General features: G+C 74.8%; 21 protein-coding genes. 8 read left to right on the top strand and 13 right to left on the bottom strand.

The window, feature by feature from the left end; all coding sequences use genetic code 11:
• Positions 1-9: 9 nt before the first annotated feature.
• From GXP71_RS14945 to GXP71_RS14935, 3 genes are all read right to left on the bottom strand, one after another.
• Complete coding sequence (locus GXP71_RS14945) at positions 10-570, bottom strand: DUF4190 domain-containing protein (RefSeq protein ID WP_238402437.1); 561 nt, start codon at positions 568-570, stop codon at positions 10-12.
• 110 nt (positions 571-680) lie between these two features.
• Positions 681-1,976 carry a DUF4190 domain-containing protein gene (locus GXP71_RS14940; protein WP_162353292.1) on the bottom strand — a complete coding sequence of 432 codons (1,296 nt, stop codon included), beginning with the start codon at positions 1,974-1,976 and terminating at the stop codon, positions 681-683.
• A 42-nt stretch (positions 1,977-2,018) separates the two neighbouring features.
• Positions 2,019-2,822 carry an exodeoxyribonuclease III gene (locus GXP71_RS14935; RefSeq protein ID WP_162353291.1) on the bottom strand — a complete coding sequence of 268 codons (804 nt, stop codon included), beginning with the start codon at positions 2,820-2,822 and terminating at the stop codon, positions 2,019-2,021.
• A gap of 254 nt (positions 2,823-3,076) precedes the next feature.
• Between GXP71_RS14935 and GXP71_RS14930 the strand changes: the two genes are divergently transcribed.
• Positions 3,077-3,832 carry an SDR family NAD(P)-dependent oxidoreductase gene (locus GXP71_RS14930; RefSeq protein WP_162353290.1) on the top strand — a complete coding sequence of 252 codons (756 nt, stop codon included), beginning with the start codon at positions 3,077-3,079 and terminating at the stop codon, positions 3,830-3,832.
• Positions 3,833-4,056: 224 nt separating this feature from the next.
• Here GXP71_RS14930 and GXP71_RS14925 read toward each other — a convergent pair whose 3' ends face one another.
• The 7 genes from GXP71_RS14925 to GXP71_RS14895 all read right to left on the bottom strand — a co-directional run bounded on the left by GXP71_RS14925 (position 4,057) and on the right by GXP71_RS14895 (position 12,953).
• Positions 4,057-4,245, bottom strand: coding sequence for a hypothetical protein (locus GXP71_RS14925; protein WP_162353289.1), 189 nt, complete (start codon positions 4,243-4,245; stop codon positions 4,057-4,059).
• Positions 4,246-4,259: 14 nt separating this feature from the next.
• Complete coding sequence (locus GXP71_RS14920) at positions 4,260-4,448, bottom strand: hypothetical protein (RefSeq protein ID WP_160142814.1); 189 nt, start codon at positions 4,446-4,448, stop codon at positions 4,260-4,262.
• A gap of 99 nt (positions 4,449-4,547) precedes the next feature.
• Positions 4,548-5,360 carry an MBL fold metallo-hydrolase gene (locus GXP71_RS14915; protein ID WP_162353288.1) on the bottom strand — a complete coding sequence of 271 codons (813 nt, stop codon included), beginning with the start codon at positions 5,358-5,360 and terminating at the stop codon, positions 4,548-4,550.
• Positions 5,361-5,493: 133 nt separating this feature from the next.
• On the bottom strand, positions 5,494-8,532 hold the full coding sequence (locus GXP71_RS14910; protein WP_162353287.1) for a carboxypeptidase regulatory-like domain-containing protein: 3,039 nt from the start codon (positions 8,530-8,532) through the stop codon (positions 5,494-5,496).
• A 213-nt stretch (positions 8,533-8,745) separates the two neighbouring features.
• Positions 8,746-10,269 (bottom strand): glycerol kinase GlpK, encoded by a 1,524-nt coding sequence (glpK, locus tag GXP71_RS14905; RefSeq protein WP_162353286.1) that lies wholly within the window; start codon positions 10,267-10,269, stop codon positions 8,746-8,748.
• A gap of 30 nt (positions 10,270-10,299) precedes the next feature.
• Entirely contained in the window at positions 10,300-11,052 is a 753-nt protein-coding gene (locus GXP71_RS14900; RefSeq protein WP_124341549.1) for an MIP/aquaporin family protein, read from the bottom strand.
• A gap of 89 nt (positions 11,053-11,141) precedes the next feature.
• Positions 11,142-12,953 (bottom strand): glycerol-3-phosphate dehydrogenase/oxidase, encoded by a 1,812-nt coding sequence (locus GXP71_RS14895; protein WP_162353285.1) that lies wholly within the window; start codon positions 12,951-12,953, stop codon positions 11,142-11,144.
• 140 nt (positions 12,954-13,093) lie between these two features.
• Here GXP71_RS14895 and GXP71_RS14890 point away from each other — a divergent pair, with 140 nt between their 5' ends.
• From GXP71_RS14890 to GXP71_RS14875, 4 genes are all read left to right on the top strand, one after another.
• Positions 13,094-14,104 carry a sugar-binding transcriptional regulator gene (locus tag GXP71_RS14890; protein ID WP_162353284.1) on the top strand — a complete coding sequence of 337 codons (1,011 nt, stop codon included), beginning with the start codon at positions 13,094-13,096 and terminating at the stop codon, positions 14,102-14,104.
• Positions 14,105-14,189: 85 nt separating this feature from the next.
• The gene (locus tag GXP71_RS14885; RefSeq protein ID WP_162353283.1) at positions 14,190-15,518 is read left to right on the top strand and encodes an APC family permease; all 1,329 of its coding nucleotides are present in this window, start codon (positions 14,190-14,192) and stop codon (positions 15,516-15,518) included.
• Positions 15,519-15,717: 199 nt separating this feature from the next.
• Positions 15,718-16,614, top strand: a complete 897-nt coding sequence (locus GXP71_RS14880) for a hypothetical protein (protein WP_162353282.1) — start codon at positions 15,718-15,720, stop codon at positions 16,612-16,614.
• 131 nt (positions 16,615-16,745) lie between these two features.
• A complete protein-coding gene (locus GXP71_RS14875; protein ID WP_162353281.1) occupies positions 16,746-17,270 on the top strand; it encodes an amino-acid N-acetyltransferase in 525 nt (174 codons plus the stop codon).
• Positions 17,271-17,415: 145 nt separating this feature from the next.
• Here the strand turns inward: GXP71_RS14875 and uca are convergent, their stop codons facing one another.
• Genes uca through GXP71_RS14860 form a run of 3 tightly spaced genes read right to left on the bottom strand, consistent with a single transcriptional unit; the run spans position 17,416 to position 22,702 of the window.
• Positions 17,416-21,057, bottom strand: coding sequence for an urea carboxylase (uca, locus tag GXP71_RS14870; protein ID WP_162353280.1), 3,642 nt, complete (start codon positions 21,055-21,057; stop codon positions 17,416-17,418).
• Positions 21,054-21,833, bottom strand: coding sequence for an urea amidolyase associated protein UAAP2 (locus GXP71_RS14865; protein WP_162353279.1), 780 nt, complete (start codon positions 21,831-21,833; stop codon positions 21,054-21,056). Before GXP71_RS14865 ends, uca begins: the two co-directional genes overlap by 4 nt.
• Complete coding sequence (locus GXP71_RS14860; RefSeq protein WP_162353278.1) at positions 21,830-22,702, bottom strand: urea amidolyase associated protein UAAP1; 873 nt, start codon at positions 22,700-22,702, stop codon at positions 21,830-21,832. The genes GXP71_RS14865 and GXP71_RS14860 overlap by 4 nt, the downstream gene beginning before the upstream one ends.
• A 406-nt stretch (positions 22,703-23,108) precedes the next feature.
• Between GXP71_RS14860 and GXP71_RS14855 the strand changes: the two genes are divergently transcribed.
• The 3 genes from GXP71_RS14855 to GXP71_RS14845 all read left to right on the top strand — a co-directional run bounded on the left by GXP71_RS14855 (position 23,109) and on the right by GXP71_RS14845 (position 25,952).
• The gene (locus GXP71_RS14855; RefSeq protein WP_162353277.1) at positions 23,109-23,939 is read left to right on the top strand and encodes a TetR/AcrR family transcriptional regulator; all 831 of its coding nucleotides are present in this window, start codon (positions 23,109-23,111) and stop codon (positions 23,937-23,939) included.
• Positions 23,940-24,027: 88 nt separating this feature from the next.
• Positions 24,028-25,314 carry a sensor histidine kinase gene (locus tag GXP71_RS14850; protein WP_162353276.1) on the top strand — a complete coding sequence of 429 codons (1,287 nt, stop codon included), beginning with the start codon at positions 24,028-24,030 and terminating at the stop codon, positions 25,312-25,314.
• Complete coding sequence (locus GXP71_RS14845; protein WP_162353275.1) at positions 25,311-25,952, top strand: response regulator transcription factor; 642 nt, start codon at positions 25,311-25,313, stop codon at positions 25,950-25,952. The genes GXP71_RS14850 and GXP71_RS14845 overlap by 4 nt, the downstream gene beginning before the upstream one ends.
• Positions 25,953-26,151: the final 199 nt, after the last annotated feature.

The following is a 26,151-nucleotide window of genomic DNA, read 5'->3' as shown; positions in this document are numbered from 1 at the left end:
GGCGCCGGCTCAGGGCAGCGTCGCCGACCCGTCCAGGAACGACCCGGTCACGCCCCCGCCGTCCACCACCGCGAGGCACAGCCCGCGACGGTCGCCGCGCGACCAGCCCTGCTCGGTCGGCGCCCACGTCACCGGTCGCACACCCGCCGCCGTCTCCGCGTCGTCGAGCACGCACGCCTTCGCGACGCGCGCGTCGGCCGCCTGCTGACCCGGCCACACCGCGTTCTCCGCGAAGTCGTACTCCGTGACGACCTGCGCCTCGTGCGGCTGCGCGCACGGCACGACCCGCACCACGTCGACCGACCCGTCGGCGGGCAGCTGCTCGACGCACGTGCCGGTCACGAGCTGCACGGCGTGCGCGTCGCGCGCCGACCCGACGTCGCCCGGCAGGGGACGCGTCGTCTGCGCGGTCACGAGCCCGACGACGACGGCCACGACGACGCCGAGCGTCCCCAGGGCGCCGAGCACGATCGCGGCGACCGCCATCCCGCGGCCCCGGGTGCCGTGCGCCGACGTGCGGCGCAGCGCGACGATCCCGAGCACCAGCGCGAGCGGGGCCAGCAGGAGCACGCCCGCGGCGAGCGCCCAGCCCGCGAGCGGCTCGCGACGTGCGGGGGCGTCCTCCCAGCCCGCGGCGTAGTACGGCTCGGGGTAGTCGTCCCCCCGCCCGAGCGGCTCGTTCAGGAGCCGACCCCCTGCCCGGCGACCTGCAGGTCACCGACGACGATCGAGCCCGTGAGGTCCGGGTCGTCCGCGGTGTACGTGCAGAGCGCCGTCGACCCGCCCGCCTGGTCGAAGTCGTCGGGGTGCGGGTAGTACACGTCCGGGAACCCGCCGACGTCGAACAGGCCCGGTGCGCGCGAGTCGATCGCGGTGAAGCAGACGTCGACCGCCGCGTCGTAGGCGGGGTCGTCCACGTCGTCGACGATCGGCCCGTCCAGCTGGACCAGGGCGACGATCTCGGTGCTGTGCGGCTCGGAGCACGCTACGACCTCGGCGTCGCTCATGTCGTACTGGTTCGGGTACGCGGCGAGGCACGTGCCGACCGGCAGGTCCGTCCGCAGCTCCCAGTAGCCGAGCTCGCCGGACGCGTCCGGCCCGGTCTGGCCCTCGTCGACGGTCTCGCCCAGGTCGTCGAGCGCGGTCTGGACGCTGTCGTCCGTGGCGACCCGTGCGAAGAGGATGAGGCCCACCACGATGCTGACGGCGATCACCGCGGTGCCGATTGCCCCGACGACGATGCCGGCGATCGCGAGACCGCGCCCGTCCTGACCGGTCCGCCGGATGCGGCGCAGCGACGCGATGCCCAGCCCGAGGCCGACGGGGGACAGCAGGCCTGCGGTGAGCAGCAGGCCACCGGCGCTCGTCGCGATCGAGGCGATCGCGAGCCCGTCCGTCGTCCGGGTCGCCGGGGCGTACCCGGGCTGCTGCCCGTAGGCGCCGTAGGCCTGCGGCTGCCCGTAGCCCGGCTGCTGCCCGTAGCCGGGCTGGCCGTACCCGGGCTGCTGGCCGTAGCCGGGCTGCTGGCCGTAGCCGGGCTGCTGACCGTGGCCCTGCTGCTGACCGTAACTAGGCTGGCCGTACCCGGGCTGCTGGCCGTAGCCGGGCTGCTGACCGTAGCCGGGCTGCTGACCGTGGCCCTGCTGCTGACCGTAACCAGGCTGGCCGTACCCGGGCTGCTGCGCGGCACCGGGCTGGCCGTACCCGGGCTGCTGGCCGTAGCCGGGCTGCTGGCCGTAGCCGGGCTGGCCGTGCCCGGGCTGCTGCCCGTAGGTCGGCTGCTGCTCGCCCGGCTGACCGGTGGTCGGCTGCTGCCCGACGGGCGGCTGTCCCGCCGCCGACGCGGGGTCCGGCACGGCCTCGTACCCGCTCGGGGGAGGCGGGACGGGCTGCGTCGTCCCCGGGGACGGCTTCGGGGCGTCCGGGGCGGCGAAGGGGTTCTGCTCGGGCGTCGGCCCGCCCGGCTCGTTGCTCATGGCCGCAACCTAGCCGACCGCGCCCACGCGCGGACCTCCCGCTCAGGAGGTCGGTCGGTCGCCGATGTCGAGGACGACGGGGACGTGGTCGGAGGGCGCCTTGCCCTTGCGCTCGTCCCGCACGATCGCCGCGCCCGTGACCCGTGCCGCCAGGGCGGGCGAGGCGTACGTGAGGTCGATGCGCATGCCCTGGTTCCGCGGGAACCGCAGCTGCTGGTAGTCCCAGTAGGTGTAGGTGTGCTCGGCGGGCAGGTGCTCGCGGGAGACCTCGGTGAGGCCGGCCCGGGCGAGCGCGGTGAACGCGTCGCGCTCGGCGGGCGTGACGTGCGTGCGGCCCGCGAACCAGGCCGGGTCCCACACGTCGGTGTCGAGCGGCGCGATGTTCCAGTCCCCGACGAGCGCGAACGGGGCGGCGGGGTCGGCGGCCAGCCAGCCCTCGGCCGCGTCGCGGAGCCGCGCGAGCCACTCGAGCTTGTAGACGTAGTGCGGGTCGTCGACCTCGCGCCCGTTCGGGACGTACAGGCTCCAGACGCGGACGCCGCCGCACGTCGCGCCGAGCGCACGGGCCTCCGCGACGGCGGGGTCGCCCCACGTCGGCATGCCGGGGAACCCGACCTCGACGTCCTCGATCCCCACGCGCGACACGATCGCGACACCGTTCCACTGGCTGTGCCCGGCGGTCGCGACCTGGTATCCGAGGGCCTCGAACGGCTCACGGGGGAACTGCTCGTCCTTGCACTTCGTCTCCTGCAGCGCGAGGACGTCGACGCCGCTGCGCTCGAGGAAGGACACGGCCCGCTCGGTGCGGGCGCGGATCGAGTTGATGTTCCAGGTGGCCAGACGCATGGACGGCGACGTTACCGGCCCTGGCCGACACCTCCGTGCGACGGCCCCGCTGGTCCACGACGCGGTCGCGGGCGCCACCCGCCCGGCCGCGGTTGGACCGGGTGGGTGTCGACCGGACGGACGAAAAGGACGTACGGGCTGTTCCTGGGGCGAAGCGCCTCGATACCGTTCCGCCAGCGACGCCGGGTCCGGGGACCGGACCCCGGGCTGCCCGGCTCGCGCGCACCCGTCACGAGCGGGTCAGGGAGGACGACGTGGGCGAAGGGCTGAAGGGGCGACGCGCGCTGGTCACGGGCGGCGCGAGCGGGATCGGCCGCGCGGTGGCCGTCGCGCTCGCACGCGCCGGTGCGGACGTCGCGGTCACGCACCTCGCGCACGACCCGTCGCAGGTCGTCGCGGAGATCGAGGAGGAGGGCCGCTCGGCGACGGCGGTCCAGGTCGACGCGCGGCACTCGTGGGACGTCGACAAGGCGGTGAGCACCGCGGCCGCGGCGCTGGGCGGCGGGATCGACCTGCTCGTCAACAACGTCGGCGGCATCGTGGAGCGGCGCACGCTCGCCGCGATGGACGACGCGCACTGGCACCACGTCCTCGACCTCAACCTGTCGTCGGTGTTCTACGCGACGCGTGCGGCGCTGTCGGTCATGCCGGACGGCGGCCGCGTCGTGAGCATCGGTGCGCAGGCGGCCCGCAGCGGCGGCGGCACGGGCATGGTCGCGTACACGACCGCGAAGGCGGCGCTCGAGGGGTTCACGCGGGCGCTGGCGCGCGAGCTCGGGCCGCGGCGCATCACGGTGAACGCGGTCGCGCCGGGGTTCGTCGCGCACACGCCGTTCCACGCGACGCACACCCCGGAGCCGGCCCAGCGGGCGGCGGTCGCGGCGGCCGCGGTCGGTCGCGCGGGGATCCCCGACGACGTCGCGGAGGCGGTCCTCTACCTGGTCTCCGACGGCGCGGCCTTCGTGACGGGCGCGGTGCTCGACGTCAACGGGGGCGCGTACTTCAGCTGACGTCGACCGACACCGGCGGAGGCGCCGCGCCCGGCGGGGCGGACGGACCCGTCGGACTGGCATGCCGCGCCGGGCGGGACGGATGGAACCGTCGGACCGGTGCAGCGGCGTGCCGCGCCCGGAGGGCGGACGGTCCCCGTCGACCGGCGCAGCACGACGGGACCCGGCCGGCGTGAACCGGACGGATCCCGTCGGTGCGTCAGCGTCCCGCTGTGGCGGGCGGCTCAGGCGAGCGCGCGGCGCGCGCGACGGCCGGTCGACTCCACGAGCCGCAGGCTGCGCGACACGAGCGTCGGTCCGCCCTGTGCGTGCTCGACGCGGGACGCGATCTTCCCGGCGACGCCCGAGACGACGGGCACGACGACGGCGGCGATGAGGACGGTGCGCACGCGGCGCATCAGGAAGGCCCACATGATGGCTCCTCGGGTCAGTCGGGCGGCTCCCCGGCCGACGTCGTCGGGCCCAGGTCGCCGCGGTCCGGCACGTCGGGCGCGTCGGGTGCGGGTGGCGCGTCGCTCGGCAGCGGGTCCTCCTCCCGGCGGGGGTCGTCGGGCGGGAGGTCGTCGAACACCGGCGAGTCCGGCACGCGTCCGGGGTCGGGGATCGGGTTGCTCATGGGTGCTCCCTCTTCCTGGGAGCGGCTGTGCGGTCGCTCCGCCGTGGTGACGGGCGTCCGCCCTCCCCGACGGTATGTCGACCTCGCGACGCGCGCGCGTCAGGTGAGGTCGTCGAAGTCCCCGCGGGTCCAGGCGGCGTGCCGCTCGGCCGACCGCCGGACGACGGCGGTCGCGTCCGCGGGGATGACGCCGTCGAAGTTGTTGTAGAGCCGGTCGAACGGTCGCCGCGCCACGTGCTCGGCGACCCGCAGCGCGACCGCGCCCGACAGCGGGATGCGGTTGGGGTAGGACCGCATGAACGACGCCGTGCGGTCGGGGTTGGCGAAGATCGTGTCGCCCGACAGCAGCACCCCGCGGCCCTCGGCGCCCGCGGACCAGTGCACGACCGCGCTGCCGGGGAAGTGCCCGCCGGGCTGCGACAGCACGACGCCGGGCAGCACCGCGCGCTCGCCCTCCCACGTCTGGACCACGGGGTCGGGCCGTTGCACCCAGCCCGCGTCGGCCGCGGACACCAGCACGGGGATCCCGCCGAGCGCGCGGCTCCACTCGACCTGCACGCCGAACATGTGCGGGTGCGACGCGGCCACGGCGACGACGTCCCCGAGCGCGCGGACCGCCGCCACGGCCGCGTCGTCGACGAAGCCCAGCGGGTCCCACAGCAGCATCCCGGCGGGTGTGCGCAGCAGCTTCGACTCCTGCGAGATCCCCACGCCGGGCGACGCGGTGAGCCCGAAGAGGTCCGGCTCGAGCTCACGGACCGCGACGCGGTGGCCCTCGGCCTGCAGCGCGTCGAGCGTCGTCCACTCCTGCCCGGTCTGCGGCACCCACTGCCGCTCGTCGGCGCAGATGGGGCACACGTCGGACCGTGCGGCGCTCTCCACCGCGCACGTCCGGCAGATCCACCACGTCATCGTCGTCTCCTCCGCCGCCCGCGGCGCACGCGGCCGCGGGTCCGCCGCCCATGCTGCCGTGGACCACCCACGACGAGGGAGGGGCCACCGAGCCGCGCCCGGTGACCCCTCCCGTCGTCGTGCGACGCGTCCGTCAGGACACGGCCGCCACCTTCGGGCACGTGAAGCCGCGCGGCGGCGCGACGTACACGAACGGCACGGCCTTCGTGGTGCCGCCCGGCGTGGTGACCCGGACCTCGGCCTTGCCCGCGGCGTGCGCCGGGACCCGCACGGACACCGCGGTGTCGCTGACCACGCGGAACGACGCCGCGGCCGTCGACCCGAACGTCACGCCGGTCGTGCCGGTGAGGTTGCGCCCGGCCAGCAGCACCGTGGTCCCGCCGGCGGTGCACGCGACCGGCGGCAGCACGGCCGTGAGCACGGGCTTCACGGCCGCCGGTGTGACGACGAGGTCGAGCGTCGAGGTCGACGACGCGAACGTCGTGTCGCCCACGAACGCCGCCGTGACGACCTGCGTCCCGGCCGTGCCGGCCGTGACGGTGAGCGACGCGGTCCCGTCGACGAGCGGCACCGTCCGGGGCTGGCCGCCGGCCACCGTGAACGCGACCGCGCCGCCGGGGACGACGCCCGCGGCCGCCACCGTCGCGGTGAGGGTCACGGAGCCACCGCTCGGCACGGTCGCCGGCGTCGCGGTGAGCGTGGTCGCCGTCGGCACGTGCTCGTAGGTGTACGCCACGGTGCCGTCGCTCGCGCCCCGGTCGGTCGTGACGACCACGGGCGCCGGCCCCGCCGCGTGGGCCGGCGCGGTCGCGCGCAGCGTGGTGGGGGACTCCACGACGACGCCGGTGGCCGCGACCCCGCCGAACGTCACCTCCGGCGTCCCCACGAAACCGCTGCCCGTGACGACGACCTGGGTGCCGCCGAGCGCCGACCCGGCGGCCGGGTCGACGGACGAGACCGTCGGCGGTGCGGGCTCCGGGTCGGTCGACGTCGTCACGGCGAACGGCACGCTCACGTACTGCCGGTCGTGGACGGCGTCGCCGACGTACTCGACGCCGATCTGCGGCGTCCCGCCGTCGGTGGCCCACTCGACGTCCGGCACCGTGAAGGTGACGTCCGCGCGGCCGTCCTCGAGGAGCGCGTCGCCGAGGAACCCGGTCGGACCGTAGATCCCGACGGCACCGGTCGGCGTCGTGCCGTCACCCGTGACGGTCACCCGCACGGTCGCCGGGCGGCCGACCGGCGCGGGCTGCGGCGAGGACACCGCCGTGACCTGCGCGGCCGCGGTGCCGCGCGGCGGCACGACGAGGTGCAGGCCGTCGACGGTCTGGCCCGCCGCGACGTCGAGCGGCACGGCCTTGCTGCGCTGCTGCGTGCCGACGCCGCCGTCGTAGTACGTGGTGACGCCGTCGTAGAAGCCGCTCGAGCCGCGGCTCTCCGCGACCACCGAGAGGATGTGGCGGCCCGGCACCACGTCGCCGGCGGTGAACGCGCCGTCGACGACGTAGCGCAGCAGCGTGTCGTCGTACCCGCCGCCGACCGGCGTGACGTACAGCTCGGAGCTGAACCCGGAGCCGTCGGGCTTGACCGCGGTGCCGGTCAGCGTGCCGCCCGCGACGATGCGCAGGTCACCGGTCGCCGTGTCCTCGCCGAGGGTCACCCGCACCGTCTCGGCGTCGGCGCGCGTCGGGACGCCCGGGTGGTAGACGGCGATGCCGCCGCCGAACGCGCTGGCCTGGACCACGTAGTCGCCGCTCGCGAGGCCGCGCACGACGAACCGGCCGTCGGGTCCCGCGGTCGCGCTGCCGTAGGCCCCGTCGTCGCTCGTCACGGTGACGTTGCCGGCCGTCGGCGTGCCGTCGACCGCCAGCAGGCGTCCGGTGATCGTGCCGCCGACGGGCATCGTGACCGGGTCGACGTCGACGCAGTCGCCCGCGGCGAGCGTGAGCACGGTCGCGTCGTCCCGGCCGGTGCTGCCGGGGTAGAACCCGTCGGCCAGGTCGTCGTTCCACGTGCTGACCTCGAGGAGGTAGTCACCGGGAGCCGCGTCGGAGACGCGGAAGGTGCCGTCGAAGCCCGTCGTGCCGTGCGGGCTCGCGGTGCCGCCGTCCGCCGGGTGCAGGAGGACCAGGGCGCCGGAGACGGGGGTGCCCGCGGCGCTGCGCACGACGCCGGTGAGGCACACGCCCTGGCGCAGGGAGGCGTCCACGCGCGCGGTCGTGCCGCCCGCGGTGACGGCGACGGGGGTCGCGGACGCCCAGTCGTCGACGCCGTCGAAGTACTCCGACCGCAGCCCGGAGCCCGCCGCGGGGCGGAACTGGAGCTGGTACTCGCCCGCCACCAGGCCGCCGATCGCGTAGGTGCCGTCGGGCGCCGTGGTCGTCATCGAGGAGAAGCCCGGGCTCTGCTGCGTCGCCCAGACCGACACGCCGGCCACGGGCGCCCCGTCAGGGCCGGTGACCGTCCCCGTGATCGTCGCGCCGGTGGTCAGCGCGATGTCCCCGAGCGCCGTGGACCGCCCGGCGACGGCGGTGACGACGCCGGCCTGCGTCTGGTCCTGCGTGCCGGGCCAGTACGTCGTCATCAGCCCCGAGCCCCACGGACCGGTGACCTGCACCCGGTAGTCACCCGCGGGTGCCTTGATGCGGAACGTCCCGTCCGTCCAGGTCGAGCCGAACCCGCCGCTGAAGCCCGAGGTGGCGGTCAGCGAGACGGACGCCGTGGAGACCGGCTGGCCGGCGGCGAGCACACGGCCCTCGACGATCGCCGCCGTCTGGAGCACGGTGTCGCCGACCTGTGTCGTCGCGCCCGTGGTGACGGACAACCACGTCGCCTCCCACGCGCGTGACCCGCCGTGGTAGCCCTCGAGCAGAGGGCTGTCGCCGGGAGGCATGACGTGCACGAGGTACGTGCCGGGGGCGACGGACCCGACGGTGTAGCCGCCCTGGGCGTCGGTGAGCACGACCGCCCCGGTCGACATGCCCATGGTGGTCGTGAGCTCGACGGTGACGCCGACGACGGGGGTCCCCGCGCTGTCGACCACACGGCCGGTGACGGTGCCGACCGCGTCGTCGGCCGACGCGGCGGTGGCCAGGCCGGTGAGGGTGAGGAGAGCGGCGAGGGCGGCGGCGACGAGGCGTCGCACGGTCCGCGGACGGGCAGGTGAAGGCATGGGGTCTCCTGGTGCCGGGTGCGCTGAGGTGCGCGACTCGGCGAGACCTTATCGACCGGATCCGACAGGTGTGAGGCGTTTTGGCACCCGCGTCACGTGGGGCGTGACCGGCGGGTTCGCCCGGGCATGCCGAGGGCCGGGTGGCCTGCGGTCCACCCGGCCCTCGTGACGGTCGCGGCTGCCCCGGTGCCGCGACCGTCCCCCGTGACGTCCTTACTGCACGTCGTCGTCGACCCAGTCGAAGGTCCTCGTGACGGCCTTCTTCCACAGGCGGTACTGACGGTCCCGCTCGGTGTCGTCGGCCGCGGGCTCCCAGCGCTTGTCCTCGGCCCAGTTGTCGATGACGTCCTGCTCGCCGGACCAGTAGCCGACGGCGATGCCCGCGGCGTACGCGGCGCCGAGGGCGGTGGTCTCGGCGACCTTCGGCCGGATGACGGGCACGCCGAGGATGTCGGCCTGGAACTGCATGAGCGCGTCGTTGGCGACCATGCCGCCGTCGACCTTGAGCTCGGTGAGGTCCACGCCGGAGTCGGCGTTCATCGCGTCGAGCACCTCGCGCGTCTGGAAGGCGGTGGCCTCCAGGGCGGCGCGGGCGATGTGGCCCTTGTTGACGTACCGCGTGAGCCCGACGAGCGCACCGCGCGCGTCGGCCCGCCAGTACGGCGCGAAGAGGCCCGAGAACGCGGGCACGAAGTACGCGCCGCCGTTGTCCTCGACGCTCGCCGCGAGCGTCTCGATCTCCGGCGCCGACGAGATGATCCCGAGGTTGTCGCGCAGCCACTGCACGAGCGACCCGGTGACCGCGATCGAGCCCTCGAGGGCGTAGACCGGGTCGGCGTCGCCGATCTTGTAGCAGAGCGTGGTGAGCAGGCCGTTCTTCGACGGGATCGGCTTCGTGCCGGTGTTGAGCAGCATGAAGTTGCCCGTGCCGTACGTGTTCTTGGCCGTGCCGACCTCGAAGCACGCCTGCCCGAACGTCGCGGCCTGCTGGTCGCCGAGGATGCCCGCGATCGGCACCCCGGGCACCATGCCGCCCTCGCGGCCCGTGCCGTACACCTCGGACGACGAGCGGATCTCGGGGAGCATCGACAGCGGGATGCCCATCTCGCCCGCGATCTCCTCGTTCCACGACAGCGTGTCGAGGTTCATGAGCATCGTGCGGGACGCGTTGGTGACGTCGGTGACGTGCACGCCGCCGTCGACGCCGCCCGTCATGTTCCACAGCACCCACGCGTCGGTGTTGCCGAACGCGAGGTCGCCGCGCTCCGCCTTCTCGCGCGCGCCGTCGACGTTGTCGAGGATCCACTTGATCTTCGGGCCGGAGAAGTACGTCGCGAGCGGCAGGCCGACGCGGTCCTTGTAGCGGTCCGCACCGCCGCCGAGCGCCCCCAGCTCGTCGGCGATCTTCTGCGTGCGCGTGTCCTGCCAGACGATCGCGTTGTAGACCGGCTTGCCGGTGGTGCGGTCCCAGACGACCGCGGTCTCGCGCTGGTTGGTGATGCCGACGGCGGCGATGTCGCGGTAGGTCAGGTTCGCGCGGGTGAGCGCGAGGCCGACGACCTCACGCGTGTTGACCCAGATCTCCTCGGGGTCGTGCTCGACCCAGCCGGCCCGGGGGAAGATCTGCTCGTGCTCCTTCTGGCCGACGGACACGATCTGGCCGCCGTGGTCGAAGACGATCGCACGGGAGCTGGTCGTGCCCTGGTCGATCGCCAGGACGTACTGCGTGTCGGGCATGGGGGTCTGCCTTTCGGTCGGGGGCCGGGGTCAGAAGATGTAGACGTTGGCGAGGAGGCCGGCGAGCACACCGCCGACGAGCGGGCCCAGCACCGGCACCCACGCGTACGACCAGTCGCCGCCGCCCTTGTTCGGGATGGGCAGGACCGCGTGGGCGATGCGGGGTGCGAGGTCGCGTGCGGGGTTGATGGCGTACCCGGTGGGTCCGCCGAGGCTCGCGCCGATGCCGACGACGAGCAGGGCGACGGCGAGCGGGCCGAGCCCGGACGGCGTCGGGCCGAACGCGAGGACCACGAAGACCAGCACGAACGTCGCGATGACCTCGGTGACGAAGTTCCACGCGTACGACCGCAGGGCCGGACCCGTGGAGAAGACCGCGAGCTTGATGCCCGGCTCGGCCTCCTGGTCGAAGTGCTTCTTGTAGGCCATCCAGGCGAGGACGGCACCGATGAACGCGCCGATCAGCTGGGCGAGGATGTACCAGAACGCGTTGCCCACGGTCGGCTCGATCGTGACCGTGACCATGTCGTCCGGTCCGGTCTTGGTGGCGAACGGCTGGTCGGCCGTCAGGAGGCCGATGGTGACGGCGGGGTTGAGGTGGGCGCCTGACTTGAAGGCGGTGAAGACACCGGCGAAGACGGCGAGACCCCATCCGAAGTTGATGAGGAGCCAGCCGCCGCCGAAGCCCTTCGTGCCGGGCAGGATCACGTTCGCCACCACACCGGCGCCGAGCAGGATCAGCATCGCGGTGCCGAGGATCTCGGAGACGAACGCCTGGGACATGAGTGTGCCCACGGCCTATCCCTTCTGTTGACGAGACGTCGTTGTCACGTGCACCCCGCGCACGGGCCGCGGGGAGTTCGGGGTCGTGCTCAGGTGCCGGCGGGACCTGCCGATCCGCGGCCGCGCGGCGACCCGGGCTTGGTCCCGGCGCCGACGACGTCGTCGAGGCGGCGCATGGGGGCCAGGTCGGCGGCGCGCAGGCGCACCTGCTCGGCGGCCGCGTCGTCGTGCTCCTGCGCGGCGGCGTCCTCGGCCTCGGCGCGCGCGACGTAGGCGGCGATCTCCTTGCTGCGGGTCCGCTCGTCCCAGCCGAGGACGGGCGCGATCAGGTCGACGATCTCGTCGAGCGCGCCGACGCCCTTGTCCGCCTGCTCGTAGTTGAGCCGGGTGCGGTGCATCATCACGTCGTCGAGGTGCAGCGCACCTTCGTGGCTGACGGCGTAGACGATCTCGGCGCCGATGTACGCGGGCGCGTTCTTCAGCGGCTCGGCGAGCGACGGCTCGGCGTCGACGAGGTCGATGAGCTCCGCGAGCAGCGAGCCGTACCGGTGCAGCAGGTGGTCCATGCGCGGCCGGTCCCAGCCGTACCTCGCGCCGATGGCCTTGGACTGCCGCTGGAACACGCGCAGGCCCTCGGCGCCGACGAGCGGCAGGTCGTGCGTGAGCGACGGCAGGCTCGTGGCGCGCGAGCCGATCGCGAAGTCGACCGCGTCCTTGGCCATGACGCGGTAGGTCGTGAGCTTGCCGCCCGCGATGACGGTGAGGCCCGGCGTCGGGGACGCGACGGTGTGCTCGCGCGACACCTTGGCCGACGACGTGCCCTCCTTGACGTGCGGCTGCAGCAGCGGCCGCAGGCCGGCCCAGGTGCCGATGACGTCGTCGCGGCTGATCGGCCGGGACAGCACCGCGTTGGCGTGCTCGATGACGTAGTCGATGTCCGCGCTGGTCGCGACGGGGTGCACGAGGTCCTGCTCCCACGGGGTGTCGGTCGTGCCGATGACCCAGTAGCGGGACCACGGGATGATGAACAGGACCGACTTCTCGGTCTGCAGGATCAGGCCGGTGTTGCCGGCGATCCGGCTGCGCGGCACGACGATGTGGATGCCCTTGCTCGCGAGCACCCGCAGACCGCCCTCGGACCCGGCGAGCGACTCGGTCTGCTCCGTCCAGACGCCCGTCGCGTTGATGACCGCGCGCGCCCGGACGTCGAGGTGCTCACCCGTCTCGAGGTCGACCAGCTCGGCGCCCGTGACCGCGCCGCCCGTCGTCGTGTGCAGGTCGAGCACCTGGGTGCGGCTCGCGGCGTGCGCGCCGTACGAGACGGCCGTGCGGACGAGCGTCTCGACGAGGCGCGCGTCGTCGACGCTCGCGTCCCAGTACCGGACCGCGCCGACGGCCGCGTCGTGCCGCAGGTCGGGGAAGAGCCGCTCCATGCCCTTGCGGGTCAGGTGCTGGTGCATGGGCATCGCACGCTTGCTGCCGTTGACGGTCGCGAGCGTGTCGTAGAGCAGGACGCCCGCGCCGACGTACGCGCGCTCCCAGACGCGGTTCTCGAGCGGGTAGAGGAACGACACCGGCTTCACGAGGTGCGGCGCGAGCGTGTTGATGAGCAGGTCGCGCTCGGTGAGCGCCTCGCGCACGAGGTGGAAGTCGAGCATCTGGAGGTAGCGCAGGCCGCCGTGCACGAGCTTGCTGGACCGGCTCGACGTGCCGCTCGCCCAGTCCTGCGCGTCCACGATCGCGGTCGAGAGGCCGCGCGTCACGGCGTCGAGGGCGATGCCCGCGCCGGTGACACCGCCCCCGATCACCAGGACGTCGAGCTCGTTGCCGCGCTCGCCGCTCGCGCGCATGACGTCGAGCGCGTCCTGGCGTGCCTGGACCGTCAGTGGTGCTGTCCGCATGTGGTTCTCGTCCCCCGGGTGATTCGTCTGCCTCGGATCGCTGCGCCCGTGGCCGCTCGCTATCGTCATCACGGGGCGAACGGACGCGCAACCGGGGTGCACATACGTGCATGCACAGGCGTCCGTCGGAGGAGGGGTGCATGTACGTCGAACGGGAGCAGGACGTCCTGCGCGCGGCGTCCATGTACTACCTGCAGGACCTCAAGATGGAGGTCATCGCGCGGCACCTCGGGACCTCCCGGTCGACCGTCTCGCGGCTCATCAAACGCGCACGACAGGCCGGCCTGGTCGAGATCACGCTGCGCCCCGCGAGCACGCGTGCACCGGGCCTCGGGCGGTCGGTCGCCGCGACGTTCGGCGTCGACGCGTACGTCGTCCCCGTGCCCGACTCCGCGTCGCACATCGAGCGGCTCGACCAGGTGTCGATGACCGCCGCACGCCTGCTGTCGTCCTGGTTCGACTCCGACATGGTGATGGGCGTGGCGTGGGGCACCACGCTCGCGTCGGTGTCGCGCTACCTCACGCCCAAGCCGACGCGGGGGTCGCACGTCGTGCAGCTCAACGGCGCCGCGAACATGCGCACCTCGGGCATCGAGTACGCGTCCGACCTCATCTCGTCGTTCGGGACCGCGTTCGGCGCGGCCGTGCACCACTTCTCCGTGCCCGCGTTCTTCGACTACCCCGACACCAAGCGCGCGATGTGGCGCGAGCGGTCCGTCATGCGCGTCCTCGACATGCAGCGGCGCGCGGACATCGCGGTGTTCTCCGTCGGCGCGGTCGCGGGCGCGGTCCCGTCGCACGTCTACTCCGCGGGCTACCTCGACGACGCCGACGTGCGCCTGCTGCACGACGAGGGCGTCGTGGGTGACGTGTGCACCGTCTTCCTGCGCGCCGACGGCTCGTGGCAGGACGTGCACCTGAACGAACGTGCGACGGGCCCGACGCCCGAGGAGCTCCAGCGCGTGCCGCGGCGCGTGTGCGTCGTCGCGGGCGACAACAAGGTCGCGCCGCTGCTCGCCGCGCTGCGTGCGGGCGTCGTCACGGACCTCGTCGTCGACGAGCTCACCGCGACCGGGCTGCTCGACGCGGCCGAGCCGCCGCTGTCTCGCCGGACCGCGCGACGGACCCCCGACGCGTCGGCACGCGCCTGACGCGTCGGCACCGGGCGGCGCTGACGGCCGCCGCGGGGCACCCGCTCGTCGTGCGGGACCGCGGACGCGTGCTGATACTCGCTCGGTGACCGACACCGCCACCACGCCCGACGACGTCGACGCCACGCGCCTGCGGCGCACCGTGTCGGGCCGCCTCCTGTTCCTCTTCATCCTCGGCGACGTGCTCGGCGCCGGCGTGTACGCGCTCGTCGGGGAGCTCGCGGGCGAGGCCGGCGGCATGGTGTGGGTGCCGCTGCTCGTCGCGCTCGGCATGGCGCTGCTCACCGCCGCGTCGTACGCGGAGCTCGTGACGAAGTACCCGCGGGCCGGCGGCTCCGCGGTCTACGCGCAGCGCGCCTTCGGCCGGCCCGTCGTGTCGTTCCTCGTCGGCTACTGCATGCTCGCCGCGGGCGTCACGTCCGCCGCGGGGCTGTCGCTCGCGTTCGCGGGCGACTACCTCGGGGTGTTCCTCGACGTGCCGGCCGTGCCCGCCGCGCTCGTGTTCCTCGCGCTGGTCGCGGCGCTCAACGCGCGCGGCATCCAGGAGTCGCTGCGCGCGAACGTCGTCATGACGACGATCGAGCTCAGCGGGCTCGTGCTGGTGGTGGTGCTGGGGGCGATCGTGCTCGGCCGCGGCGACGGCGACGTGTCACGGCTGACCGAGCTGCCCGAGGGCACGGGCGTCGCTGCGGCGACCCTCGGCGGCGCGCTCATCGCGTTCTACTCGTTCGTCGGCTTCGAGACGTCCGCCAACCTCGCCGAGGAGGTCCGCGACGTGCGCCGCACCTACCCGCGCGCGCTGTTCGGGGCTCTGCTCACCGCGGGCGTCGTCTACCTGCTGGTCGGGATCGTCGCGCCCGCCGTCGTCGCGCCCGCCGACCTGCAGGCGTCGAGCGGGCCGCTGCTCGAGGTCGTGCGCGTCGCGGGCGGCGTGCCGCTCGAGGTGTTCTCCGTCGTCGCGCTCGTCGCGGTGGCCAACGGCGCGCTGCTCACGATGATCATGGCGAGCCGCCTCGCGTACGGCATGGCCGAGGAGGGGCTGCTGCCGTCGGTGTTCGGGCGCGTGCTGCCGGGGCGCCGGACGCCGGTCGTGGCGATCGTGGTGACCACGGCCGTCGCGATGGTGCTCACCACGACCGGGTCGCTCGTCGACCTCGCGTCGACCGTCGTGCTGCTCCTGCTGCTCGTCTTCCTCAGCACCAACGTCGCGGTGCTGGTGCTGCGTCGTGACCGCGTCGAGCAGCCGCACTTCCGGGCGTGGACGCCGCTGCCCGTGCTCGCCGCCGCGACGTGCGTCGGCCTGCTCACGCAGCAGGAGGCGAAGCACTGGCTGCTCGCCGGCGTGCTGCTCGTCGTGGGCCTGGCGCTCTACGCCGGGGCGCGGTTCGCGGCCCGCCGTTCGTCGCGCACCTGACGCACCGGCGCGGGACGCCCACCCGTGACTCGGCGGAGGCGCGGGCATGACGCGTCGGCGGGACGTCCGTGCGGGGCGTCGGGATCGCGCCGCCGACGTCACCCGTCCGGGTGGTTCTCGGGCGCGCGCAGGCGGTGACACGCATCCTCGGGCCGCTGCGGCGTGGCGCGATGTCGGTGACGCACGGCACGATGCGGTCATGACCGATGACGACGCAGTCTCAGGGCGCTATGACCGCGCAGGTGGGCGGGGTCGTCGGACGGTCACGACACGCCCCGGACCGCTCGCGGCGGTCCTCGCCGGGATCGTCGGTGCGACCCTCGCGCTCTCGCCCGAGCTCCTCCTCGTGCCCGGCGGCGCGTACCTCACCGTCCCGGCGCTGCGGTCGCCGCTGCTGCTCGTCGCGATCGTCGCCGTCGTCGTCGGCGTGCTCGTCGCCCGCCGCCACCCCGGCTGGGCGACCCTGCTGGTCGTCATGCCGTTCGCGACGACCGTCTGGACCGGCTGGTTCGTGCTCGGCTGGTGGGCCGGCCTCGTCGCGGTCGCGGCCGTCGCCGCCCACCGCGCGCCGTGGCGCGCCCTGCTGCCCGCCGCCGCCGCGGTCGCCGTCACCAGCTGGTTCACGGTCTCCGACATCGTCGCGTCCGTCCCGCTCGGGTCGAGCGCCGTGGGCGACGCCGGCCGGGACGGGCTCGTGTCGTTCGCCGCCATGCTCGGGCTCCTCGTCGCCGCCGTCGCCGTCGCGACCGTCGGCGGGATGGTCGACCGGCGTCGCGACGCGGCCGACGCCCCCGTGGACGACCTCGACGCCGCCGAGCGCGCACGCCGCGCACGCGAGCTCACCGACGCCGCCACCCGACGCATCTCGCTCGTCGCCGCCCGTGCCGAGATGGCCCCGCCCTACCGCTACCGCGACGGCGGCGCCGACCGGCGGGCCGCGCTCGCCGCGCTCGCGGTCGACGCCCGGCGCGCGCTCGGCGAGCTCCGGCACGCGCTCGTGGTGCTCGACCACGCCGACGCCGAGCGTCCCGGCGCGCACCGGCCCGCCACGGACAGCCGGGCGGAACCCCGTGCCCGGGCGGGTGCGCTGCGCTAGCGACCGCAGGGTGCGCGGCCTCGGGGAGCCCGTGAGCCCGACCGAGCGCCGCAGGCGGGCCGCCGCGACGTGCACCCGCCGTCCGTGACCCTCCCGGACGGGCACCCGCGGGCGACGGTTACCGTGAGCGCGTGACGACCGACCAGCTCACGATCCGGCCCGCCCTCCCGGCCGACGTGCGCGCGATCCGTGCCCTCGTCCAGCCCTACGCCGACCAGCGGATCCTGCTCGCCAAGGAGTGGGTCGGCTACTACGAGGCCGTGCAGGAGTTCGTCGTCGCCGAGGCGCCCGACGGGACGGTCGTGGGCTGCGGCGCGCTGCACGTCATGTGGCAGGACCTCGCCGAGATCCGCACGCTCGCCGTCGACGCGACCTACCGCGGCCAGGGTGTCGGTCACCTGCTGCTCGACGCGCTCGTCGACCGCGCCCGGGGCCTCGGGCTGCGCCGGCTGTTCTGCCTGACGTTCGAGGTCGACTTCTTCACCGCGCACGGGTTCCACGCGATCGAGGGCACGCCCGTCACGCCCGACGTGTACGCCGAGCTGCTGCGCTCGCACGACGACGGCGTCGCCGAGTTCCTCGACCTCGCACGCGTGAAGCCCAACACCCTCGGCAACACCCGCATGCTCATCGAGCTCGACGACCCGACGCCCTGACGGCCCGACGTCCTGACGTCTCGTCGCCCTGACGGCCCGACGTCCTGACGTCTCGTCGCACTGACGTCCCGTCGCACTGACGTCCCGTCGCACTGACGTCTCGTCGTCGGCCCCGCCGCTGACCTCGCGCCGCGCCGCCGCGGCGCTACGCCGCGGTCGTGACCGCCACGGGGTCGAGGACGACCAGGACCTGACCGGGACCCACCTGGTCGCCGGGGGTGACGGTGATCTCGACGACCGTGCCGCCGCTGGTCGCGACGACGGGCGCCTCCATCTTCATCGCCTCGAGCGCGAGGAGCTGCTGGCCGGGCTCGACGACGTCGCCCGGGCGGACGTCCACGCGGAACACGGTCGCGACGAACGGTGCCTCGACGCCGTCGCACCCGTCGGGCACCACGACACCCGTGACGGCTGGCGCGGTCGGCTCGGGGTCGCGCCGGTCGAACTCGCCGGCCGCCTCCCACGCCGACCGCTCGGCGCCGAACGCGTCGGCCTGCCGCGCCTGGAACTCCGCGATGGACGGCGCGTTGGCGGCGAGGAACCGCTCGTGCTCGGCGAGCGAGAACGTGCCCTCCTCGATGCGGACGTCGTGCCGGCCCGCGGCCATGTCCCCGCGCAGGTCGAGCAGCTCGTCGGCGCCGACGGGGTACCAGCGGATCGTGTCGAAGAACCGCAGCAGCCAGGGCGTGCCCGGCTCGAACGGCCGGTGCCGGGCGTACGTGTCCCAGACCTGGATGGTCCGGCCGACGAACTGGTACCCGCCCGGTCCCTCCATCCCGTAGATGCACAGGTAGGCGCCGCCGATGCCGACCGCGTTCTGCGGCGTCCACGTGCGGGCGGGGTTGTACTTCGTCGTGACGAGGCGGTGCCGCGGGTCCAGGGGCGTCGCGACGGGCGCGCCCAGGTAGACGTCGCCGAGGCCCAGGACCTGGTACGACGCGTCGAACACCGTGCGGTGGACGTCGTCGACGGAGTCGAGGCCGTTGATGCGGCGGATGAACTCGATGTTCCACGGGCACCACGGGGCGTCGTCGCGGACGCCTGCCGTGTAGCGCTGGATCGCCTCGCGGGTCGACGGGTCGTCCCACGAGAGCGGCAGGTGCACGGTGCGGCTCGGGACGACCAGGTCGTGCGTCGCGGGCAGCGTCTCCTCGACCTCCTCGACGATCGCGAGCGCGCGGCGCAGCGGCAGCACGTCCGGGTCGACGTGGAGCTGGAGCGAGCGGATGCCGGGCGTGAGGTCGACGACGCCGCGCAGGCCGTCGTGGTCGACGCGCTGCTGCACGGCCTCCATGAGCGCGTGCACACGCATGCGCGACGCGAGGTCGAGCCTCATCGGCCCGTACTCGACCAGCAGGTTGTCGTCACCGGAGCGGCGGTAGGTGACCTCCGGGTCGGTGGTCGTGCCGTCGCCGAGCGCCGTCGCAGCCGTGGTGCGTGCCGGGCGGGCCGGCGTGCGGCCCAGGACGCCGCCGTCGACGTGCGCCGCCCGGCGCGGCACCGGGTCGGCCTGCGGGCGTCGGCGCAGGTCGTCGGCCTGCGCCTCGTCGACGGGCACGAACCGCACCTCGTCGCCGGGGCGCAGCTGCCCGAGCTTCCACAGCTGACCGAGCGCGACCGTCGCGGGGCACGTGAACCCGCCGAGGCTCGGGCCGTCGGGGCCGAGCAGGATCGGCAGGTCGCCCGTGTAGTCGACGGCACCGACCGCGTACGGGGTGTCGTGGATGTTCGACGGGTGCAGGCCCGCCTCGCCGCCGTCGGGACGCGCCCAGGTGGGCTTCGGCCCGACGAGGCGCACGCCCGTGCGGGCCGAGTTGAAGTGCACCGACCACGTGGCCGCGTAGAACTCCTCGACGTCGTCCGTCGTGAAGAACTCCGGCGCCGCGTGCGGGCCCTCCAGCGCACCGATGTGCCACGACGACGGGATGACGGGCCTGTCCGCGACGGGCACGGCGTGCGCGTCGGGTGCGTCGACGGGCGCGGTGCCCAAGGAGATCAGGTCGCCGGGGCGCAGGGGGAGGCCCGTCGCGCCGCCGATACGGCCGAGGTCGAACGTCGCCGCCGAGCCGAGGACGTCGGGCACGTCGAGGCCGCCACGCACGAGCACGTACGACCGCATGCCGGCGGTCGGGGTGCCGACCGTCAGGACGCCGCCCGCGGGCACGTCCACGGGCTCCCACTGCGGCACGGGCGCGCCGTCGACCGCGACCGGCGTCGGCGCGCCCGCGACCAGCACGGTCGCGCCCGTCACGAAGCGCAGCTCCGGCCCGGCCATCGTGCACTCGAGCCCCGGCGCACCCTCGGGGTTGCCGAGCGCGCGGTTGCCGAGGCGGAACGACAGGTCGTCCATGGGGCCCGACGGCGGGATGCCGACGTGCCAGAGGTGCGTCCGGCCCGGCCAGTCCTGGATCGTCGTGAGCATGCCCGCGCGGACCACCTCGACGCGGGGCGTCGCGTCGCGGACGTGCGCGAGCGTGCCCGTGTGGTGCAGCGCGTCGGCGACCTCGGGCGTCCGGACGATGCTGCGCAGCAGGCCGAGGTTGGTCGCGACGCCGTCGAGGCGGCTCACGGCGAGGGCGTCGTCGAGCGCGGCCCACGCCGTGGCGCGGTCGTCGCCCGCCGCCACGACCTTCGCGAGCAGCGGGTCGTAGTGCGTCGACACCTCCAGGCCGGGCTCGACCCACGTGTCGACGCGCACGTCCGCGGGCACCGCGAACGCCGTCACCGTGCCTGCCGACGGCAGGTGGTCGCGGTCCGGGTTCTCCGCGTAGACGCGGGCCTCGACGGCCGCCCCGCGCGGGTGCAGCGGCGTGTCGAGCGGGCTGGTGTCGCCCTGTGCCAGCCGGATCATCCACGCGACCAGGTCGACGCCGTAGACGGCCTCCGTGACCGGGTGCTCGACCTGCAGGCGCGTGTTGACCTCGAGGAACGCCGCCTCCTCGCGCTCGGCGTCGTACACGTACTCGACCGTCCCGGCGCTGCGGTACCGCACCGACGCCGCGAGGTCGCGGGCCGCGTCGGCGATCCGCTGCCGCACCGCGTCGGGCAGCGCGGGCGCCGGAGCCTCCTCGACGACCTTCTGGTGCCGCCGCTGCAGCGAGCAGTCGCGGTCGCCCAGCGTCACGACACGACCCAGACCGTCGCCGAACACCTGCACCTCGACGTGCCGCGCCGCGGTGATGAGCCGCTCCAGGTACACGCCCGCCGACCCGAACGCCGCGCCCGCGGTCCGGCGCACCGCCTCCCAGGCCGTCGCCAGCTCGTCCGGCGTCGCGCACGCGCGCATGCCGATCCCGCCGCCGCCCGCGGTCGCCTTGAGCATCACCGGGAAGCCGATCCGGGCCGCCTCGGCCTGCGCCTCGTCGAGGTCCGCCAGCAGACCCGTGCCCACGAGCATCGGCATGTCGACCGCCGCCGCGGCCGCACGGGCCGTGTGCTTCGCGCCGAACAGCTCGAGCTGGTCCGGCGTCGGGCCGACGAACGCGACCCCCGCCGCCTCCGCCGCGCGCGCGAACCCCGCGTTCTCCGACAGGAACCCGTAGCCCGGGTGGATCGCGCCCGCGCCCGTCGCGAGCGCCGCCTCGACGATCGCGTCGGCGCGCAGGTACGACTGCGCCGCGGGCGCCGGGCCCAGGCGCACCGCCGTGTCGGCCAGGTGCACGTGCGGGGCGCCCGCATCGGCGTCCGAGTAGACGGCGACCGTGCGCAGCCCCAGGTCGCGCGCGGTGCGCAGGATGCGGACGGCGATCTCGCCGCGGTTCGCGACGAGGAGGGTGTCGAAGCTCATCGTGCGGCCTCCGGGCTGTGCTCGTCGTCGGGGCTGTGCCCGTGGTCGGGGTGGTCCTGCGTTCCGCTCCCGGCGGGCGCCGCTGCGCGACCCCCACCCTCCGCTGCGCTCCGGCCCACCCCTCCGGTCACGACCATGCGGACCGGCGTCGGGTCGAAGCCGTTGCACGGGTTGTTGACCTGCGGGCAGTTCGAGACCACGACGAGCACGTCGCGCTCCGCGCGCAGCGACACCGCGAGCCCCGGCGCGGAGATGCCGTCGACGATCCCGAGCGCGCCGTCCGGGTCGACCGGCACGTTCATGTACCAGTTGACGTTCGACACCAGGTCCCGCTTGCCGAGCCCGTGCCGGCCGCCCTCCACGAGGAAGTTCTCGACGCACGCGTGCTGCGCGCGGGTGTGGTGGCCGTAGCGCAGCGTGTTCGACTCCTGCGAGCACGCGCCGCCGAGCGTGTCGTGCCGGCCGCACGTGTCCGCGACGACCGTCATGAGCTCGCCGTGCTCGCAGTCGCGCAGCACCGAGCCCGTCGTGAGGAACACCGAGTCCTGCGCCTGGATCGTGTCGGGCGCGCTGTACCGCAGCGACGTGTCGTGCGCGTCGTAGACGAGGAAGTCGACCGCCTGGTTGCCGCCCAGGTCGACGATCGTCAGCACGTCCCCGGCGAGGACGACCGCGGACCACGGTGCGCGGGCCGGGACGACCTCGTCGCGCAGCACCTCGCCGGCCGGGACGGGGCCGGCGTCAGTCGCACCGGTCGTGGGCGTGGTCGTGGTCATGCGATCCCCCGGGCGGTGAGGTCGGCGACGGTGTGGGTGAAGGCCCGGCGGCCCTCGGGGGTGGCGGTCCACAGCGGGTCGTCGGGGGCCGTCGGACGGCCGGTCCACGCGAGGACCTCGAGCGGCGACGACGTGAACTCCGGCCGCGGGTCGAGCGGGTGCGCGGTGTTCGCGACGAGCAGCAGCAGCGGCACCTCGGCCCGCAGCGTGACCGCGGCACCGGCACCCGCCGAGCCCTCGAAGTGCGGGCGGCCCTCGTCGTCGACCCGGACGCCCTGGAAGAACGACACGCTCGGCGGCAGGTCACGGCGCGTCAGACCGTGCTTCGCCGCCGCCAGCGCGAACAGCTCGCGGCCCGCGGGCGACTGGCCGTGCGCGTCGCCGTCGCCGTAGCGCTGCGCGTTGCGCGCACGGGTCGTCGTGCCGAACAGCGCGTCCTGACGCCCCGACGAGTCCTGCACGACCGACGCGAGCACGCGGCCCGCGTCGGACAGCAGCAGGTGCCCGGCCGTCAGGTACACCTGCCACTGCACCTTGACCGTGTCCGCGACGTTGAGACGCTCCCACGGCCGGTCCAGCCGGTACGCGAGCACGTGCGCGCACGCGTCGCCGTCGAGGTCGGTGAGCCGGACGTGCGTGCCGCGCGCGACCGCGAGGTGCGTGTACCCGCCGCCCGCGACGACCTCCGCGTGCACGAGGTCCGCCGGGTCGACGCCGGCCGGGGGTTCCGGCCAGGCGCTCGCGGGGAGCGTCGGCATCGCGTGGACGCGGCCGGCGGCGGCGGCCTCCTGGGCGCGGGCGTGCGCGCGGGCGCCGGCGGTGGTCCCGGTCCCCGCGTCGGTCGTCGGGGGAGCGCTGGCGGTCGTCATGTCGGGCTCCTGGGTTTTCTGTCGTCTGACAGAAACAGCCTCGCGACGCCCTGTTCCCCGCCGATCACGACCCCGTAAACGTTGCGTTACGCCACCCGCGACGCCCGGACGACGGATCCGTGCCGACGGTTGGCCGGCCCCGGACGGACGCGGACACCGACGTGGCTGCCGTTCCCCCGGCACCGGACGGCAGCCATGTCGATCGACCTCGACCAGCGGTGTCGACGTCGACCGGGAACGCGTCCGACGGCCTGCTCGGCCTCGACCCGGGCGTTGTTGCCGGAATCGCGGCCGTACCGGTCACCAGACCCGGGTCGGCGCCCGGGGACGGCGGTCGGGACGGCCCGTCGGGAGTCGTCCCGTCGCGAGCGGGCACGTCACGGGCCGGTGGTACGTTCCCCAGGCCATGGGACGCAGACCGGGACGACCACGCGCCACCGGCGACCCGCACGAGCAGCGCGACACCCGCCGGGACGTGCTCGACGCGGCCGCGGCACTGTTCTGCACCGTCGGCTACGCGGCGACCAGCACCCGTGCCGTGGCCGACCGGGCCGGCGTCCGGCAGGCCTCGATCTACCACCACTTCGCGAGCAAGGACGCGATCCTGCTCGACCTGCTGCTCGGCTCGGTCCGGCCGTCGCTCGACCTGGCCGACCGCCTGGCCGGCGCGGTCGACGCCCCGCCCGCCGCCCGGCTCTGGGCCCTCGCGCACGCCGACGTGCTGCTGCTGACGACAGGTCCCGTCAACGTCGGCGCGCTCTACCTGCTGCCCGAGGTCGACGGCGAGCAGTTCGCCGAGTTCCACGCCCTGCGCGACCGGCTGCGCGCCCGGTACGACGACCTGGCTGCCCAGGTCCTCGCCGGCGCCGACGCGCCGGGCGGCCCGTCCGGTGCCGGACCCGCCGTGTCCGTCGACGCCGCGGGTCCGCTCGTGCTCGGCCTCGTCGAGTCGGTGATCCTCCGTCGACGCATCGGCGAGCGCCTCGACGAGGCCGTGGTCGCCCGGTCGGTCGCCGACGGCGTCCTGCGGCTCCTCGGCAGCGACGTGACGACGATCGAGACAGCCCGCGCGGGCGCGAAGAACCTCCTGCCGACGCTCGCCACGGTGCAGCGCGGCGGCCCCGTGGCCCCCGCTCCTGCGTCCGCCCGCCCGTCGACCGCCGCCGCACCGGGAGCCGTCGCGACCACCGTGCCGGACGTCACGTCCGGCGCCGCAGCCGACCGCACAGCCGGGTGAGCGTGCCGGCCCTCCGCCGCGCGGGGGAGGTGGCGGTCCCGCGCGCGGCCCTGGTGCGGGGCGGGTCCCGGCAGCGAGCATCGACGTCATGAGCACCCTGCCCCTCGCGGGTCCTGCCGCCGCGGCCGTGCCGTCAGTGGTCGTCGCGCTGCGCAGGACCTTGCCGTCGCTCGTGCTGGCGACGCTGGTCGGCGCGTTCCTGCTGGCGAGCCCGGGCCTCCACGACGTCGTCAGCCGTGACGGCGGGTGGGTCTCCTACGGCACGAACCCCGGCGCGTCGTCGACCTACGTCCTCGCCGCGACGGTGGTCGTCGTCGTGGGCGTGCTCCTGGGGCGGGCGCACCCCGCCTGGGCGACGGTGCTCGTGCTGCTCCCGTTCCTGGGCTACGCGTGGCTGGGGTGGTGGGCGTACGGCTGGTGGCTGGGCCTGGTCGCCGTGGCGGTGCTCGCCGCACTGGACGGCCCGGTGCGGGCTGTCGTGCCGGTCGTCGCCGCCGTCGTGGTCGCGTTCTGGTTCTGCGCGGCACCGGTCGTCGCGGCCGTGCCGATCGGCGCGACCGACTCGGGGTCCGGCTCGGGATTCTCGGCCTACACGTTCGTGGTGCACGTCGTCGCGCTCGGCGGTGCGGTCAGCCTGGCCGCTGCCGCGGGGTCGTCGGCGCGCAGCCGGGTGCGGACCCGGGCGGCGGAGTCGCAGGAGCAGCGCGCGCTCGAGGTCGAGTCGGCCGCGGCCGAGCGCGCGCGGCTCGCGCGCGACCTGCACGACGTCGTCGCGCACCACGTGTCGCTCGTCGTCGTGCGCGCCGAGAGCGCGCCGTTCCAGTACCCGGACCTGGACGCCGACGCGCGCGAGGTGCTCGCGGCGGTCGCGGCGGACGGGCGGCAGGCGCTCGGCGAGCTGCGGCAGGTGCTCACGGTGCTGCGGCGGTCCGAGGCGGCCGAGGGGGCCGAGCGGGCGCCGCAGCCCGGGGCGCAGGACGTCGACGTGCTCGTCGCCGCCGCCCGGGACGCCGGTCAGGAGGTCCGGGTGTCGGGCTCCTGGCGGGACATCGACGAGCCGACCGGCTACGTCCTGTACCGCGTCGTCCAGGAGTGCCTGACGAACGCGCGACGGCACGCGTCCGGGGAGCGCGTCGACGTCGAGCTCCGCAGCGACGCGCGCGGCGTGGGCCTGGTCGTCCGCAACAGGATCCCCGAGCCGGTGCCGGGCCGCGCTGTCGTGCCCGGGCGGGGGCTCGTCGGGATGCGGGAACGGGTCGAGGCGCTCGGCGGTCTGCTCGACGTGCGGACGGCGGGCGGGCAGTTCGTCGTCGAGGCCCTGCTGCCCGACGGGACGCCCGACGCGCCGGCCACCGTGCCCGGGACGCGCGCATGACGCGCGTCGTCGTCGCCGACGACCAGCCGGTCGTCCTGCAGGGCTTCGCGGCGATCCTCGGCTCGGCGCCGGACCTGGAGGTCGTCGGCACCGCCGCGGACGGGCGCGCGCTGGTCGAGCTCGTCGCGCGCACCGAGCCGGACGTCGCGGTCGTCGACGTGCGGATGCCCGTGCTCGACGGGATCGCGGCGACGCAGCAGGTCGTCGCGCGCCACCCGTCGACCCGCGTCCTGGTCCTCACGACGTTCGACCTCGACGAGTACGTGCTCGACGCCCTGCGCGCCGGGGCCAGCGGGTTCCTGCTCAAGGACGTCACCGCGGAGCGGCTGGTCGAGGCGGTGCGGCTCGTCGCCGACGGCTCGATGCTGCTGGGCCCGAACGTCACGCGGCGGCTCGTCGAGGACTTCTCGCGGCGCGTCCGCCGGCCGTCGCCGGAGTTCGACGCGCTGACCCCGCGCGAGCGTGAGGTCGCGCTCGCGGCCGCGCGCGGGCTGTCGAACGGGGAGATCGCCGCCGAGCTCTACATCGGCGAGTCGACGGTGAAGACGCACCTGTCGGAGGTGCTGCGCAAGCTGCGCTGCCGGGACCGGGTGCAGCTCGTCGTGCGGGTGCACGAGGCGGGCCTCGTCGAGGGCTGACGCCAGGTCTTGCGTGGGGCCCTCGCGCGCGTGCGCGTGTGCCCGCGTCCGCGCGGTCGCTGCGGAGCGTGATTTAACACAGCCGTATCGCGCGTGCAGCGACGCCGACACAGCCCGGGTGGTCAATGAACCTGTCGAGCGACAGAAACCCTCGACACGCGCTCGTGACCTGGCCACCGCGCCGACCCGGGAGAGCAGC

Source organism: Cellulomonas sp. H30R-01 (assembly GCF_010119915.1).
GTDB classification, from domain to species: domain Bacteria; phylum Actinomycetota; class Actinomycetes; order Actinomycetales; family Cellulomonadaceae; genus Cellulomonas; species Cellulomonas algicola.
This window is presented reverse-complemented; position numbering and strand designations above follow the sequence as displayed.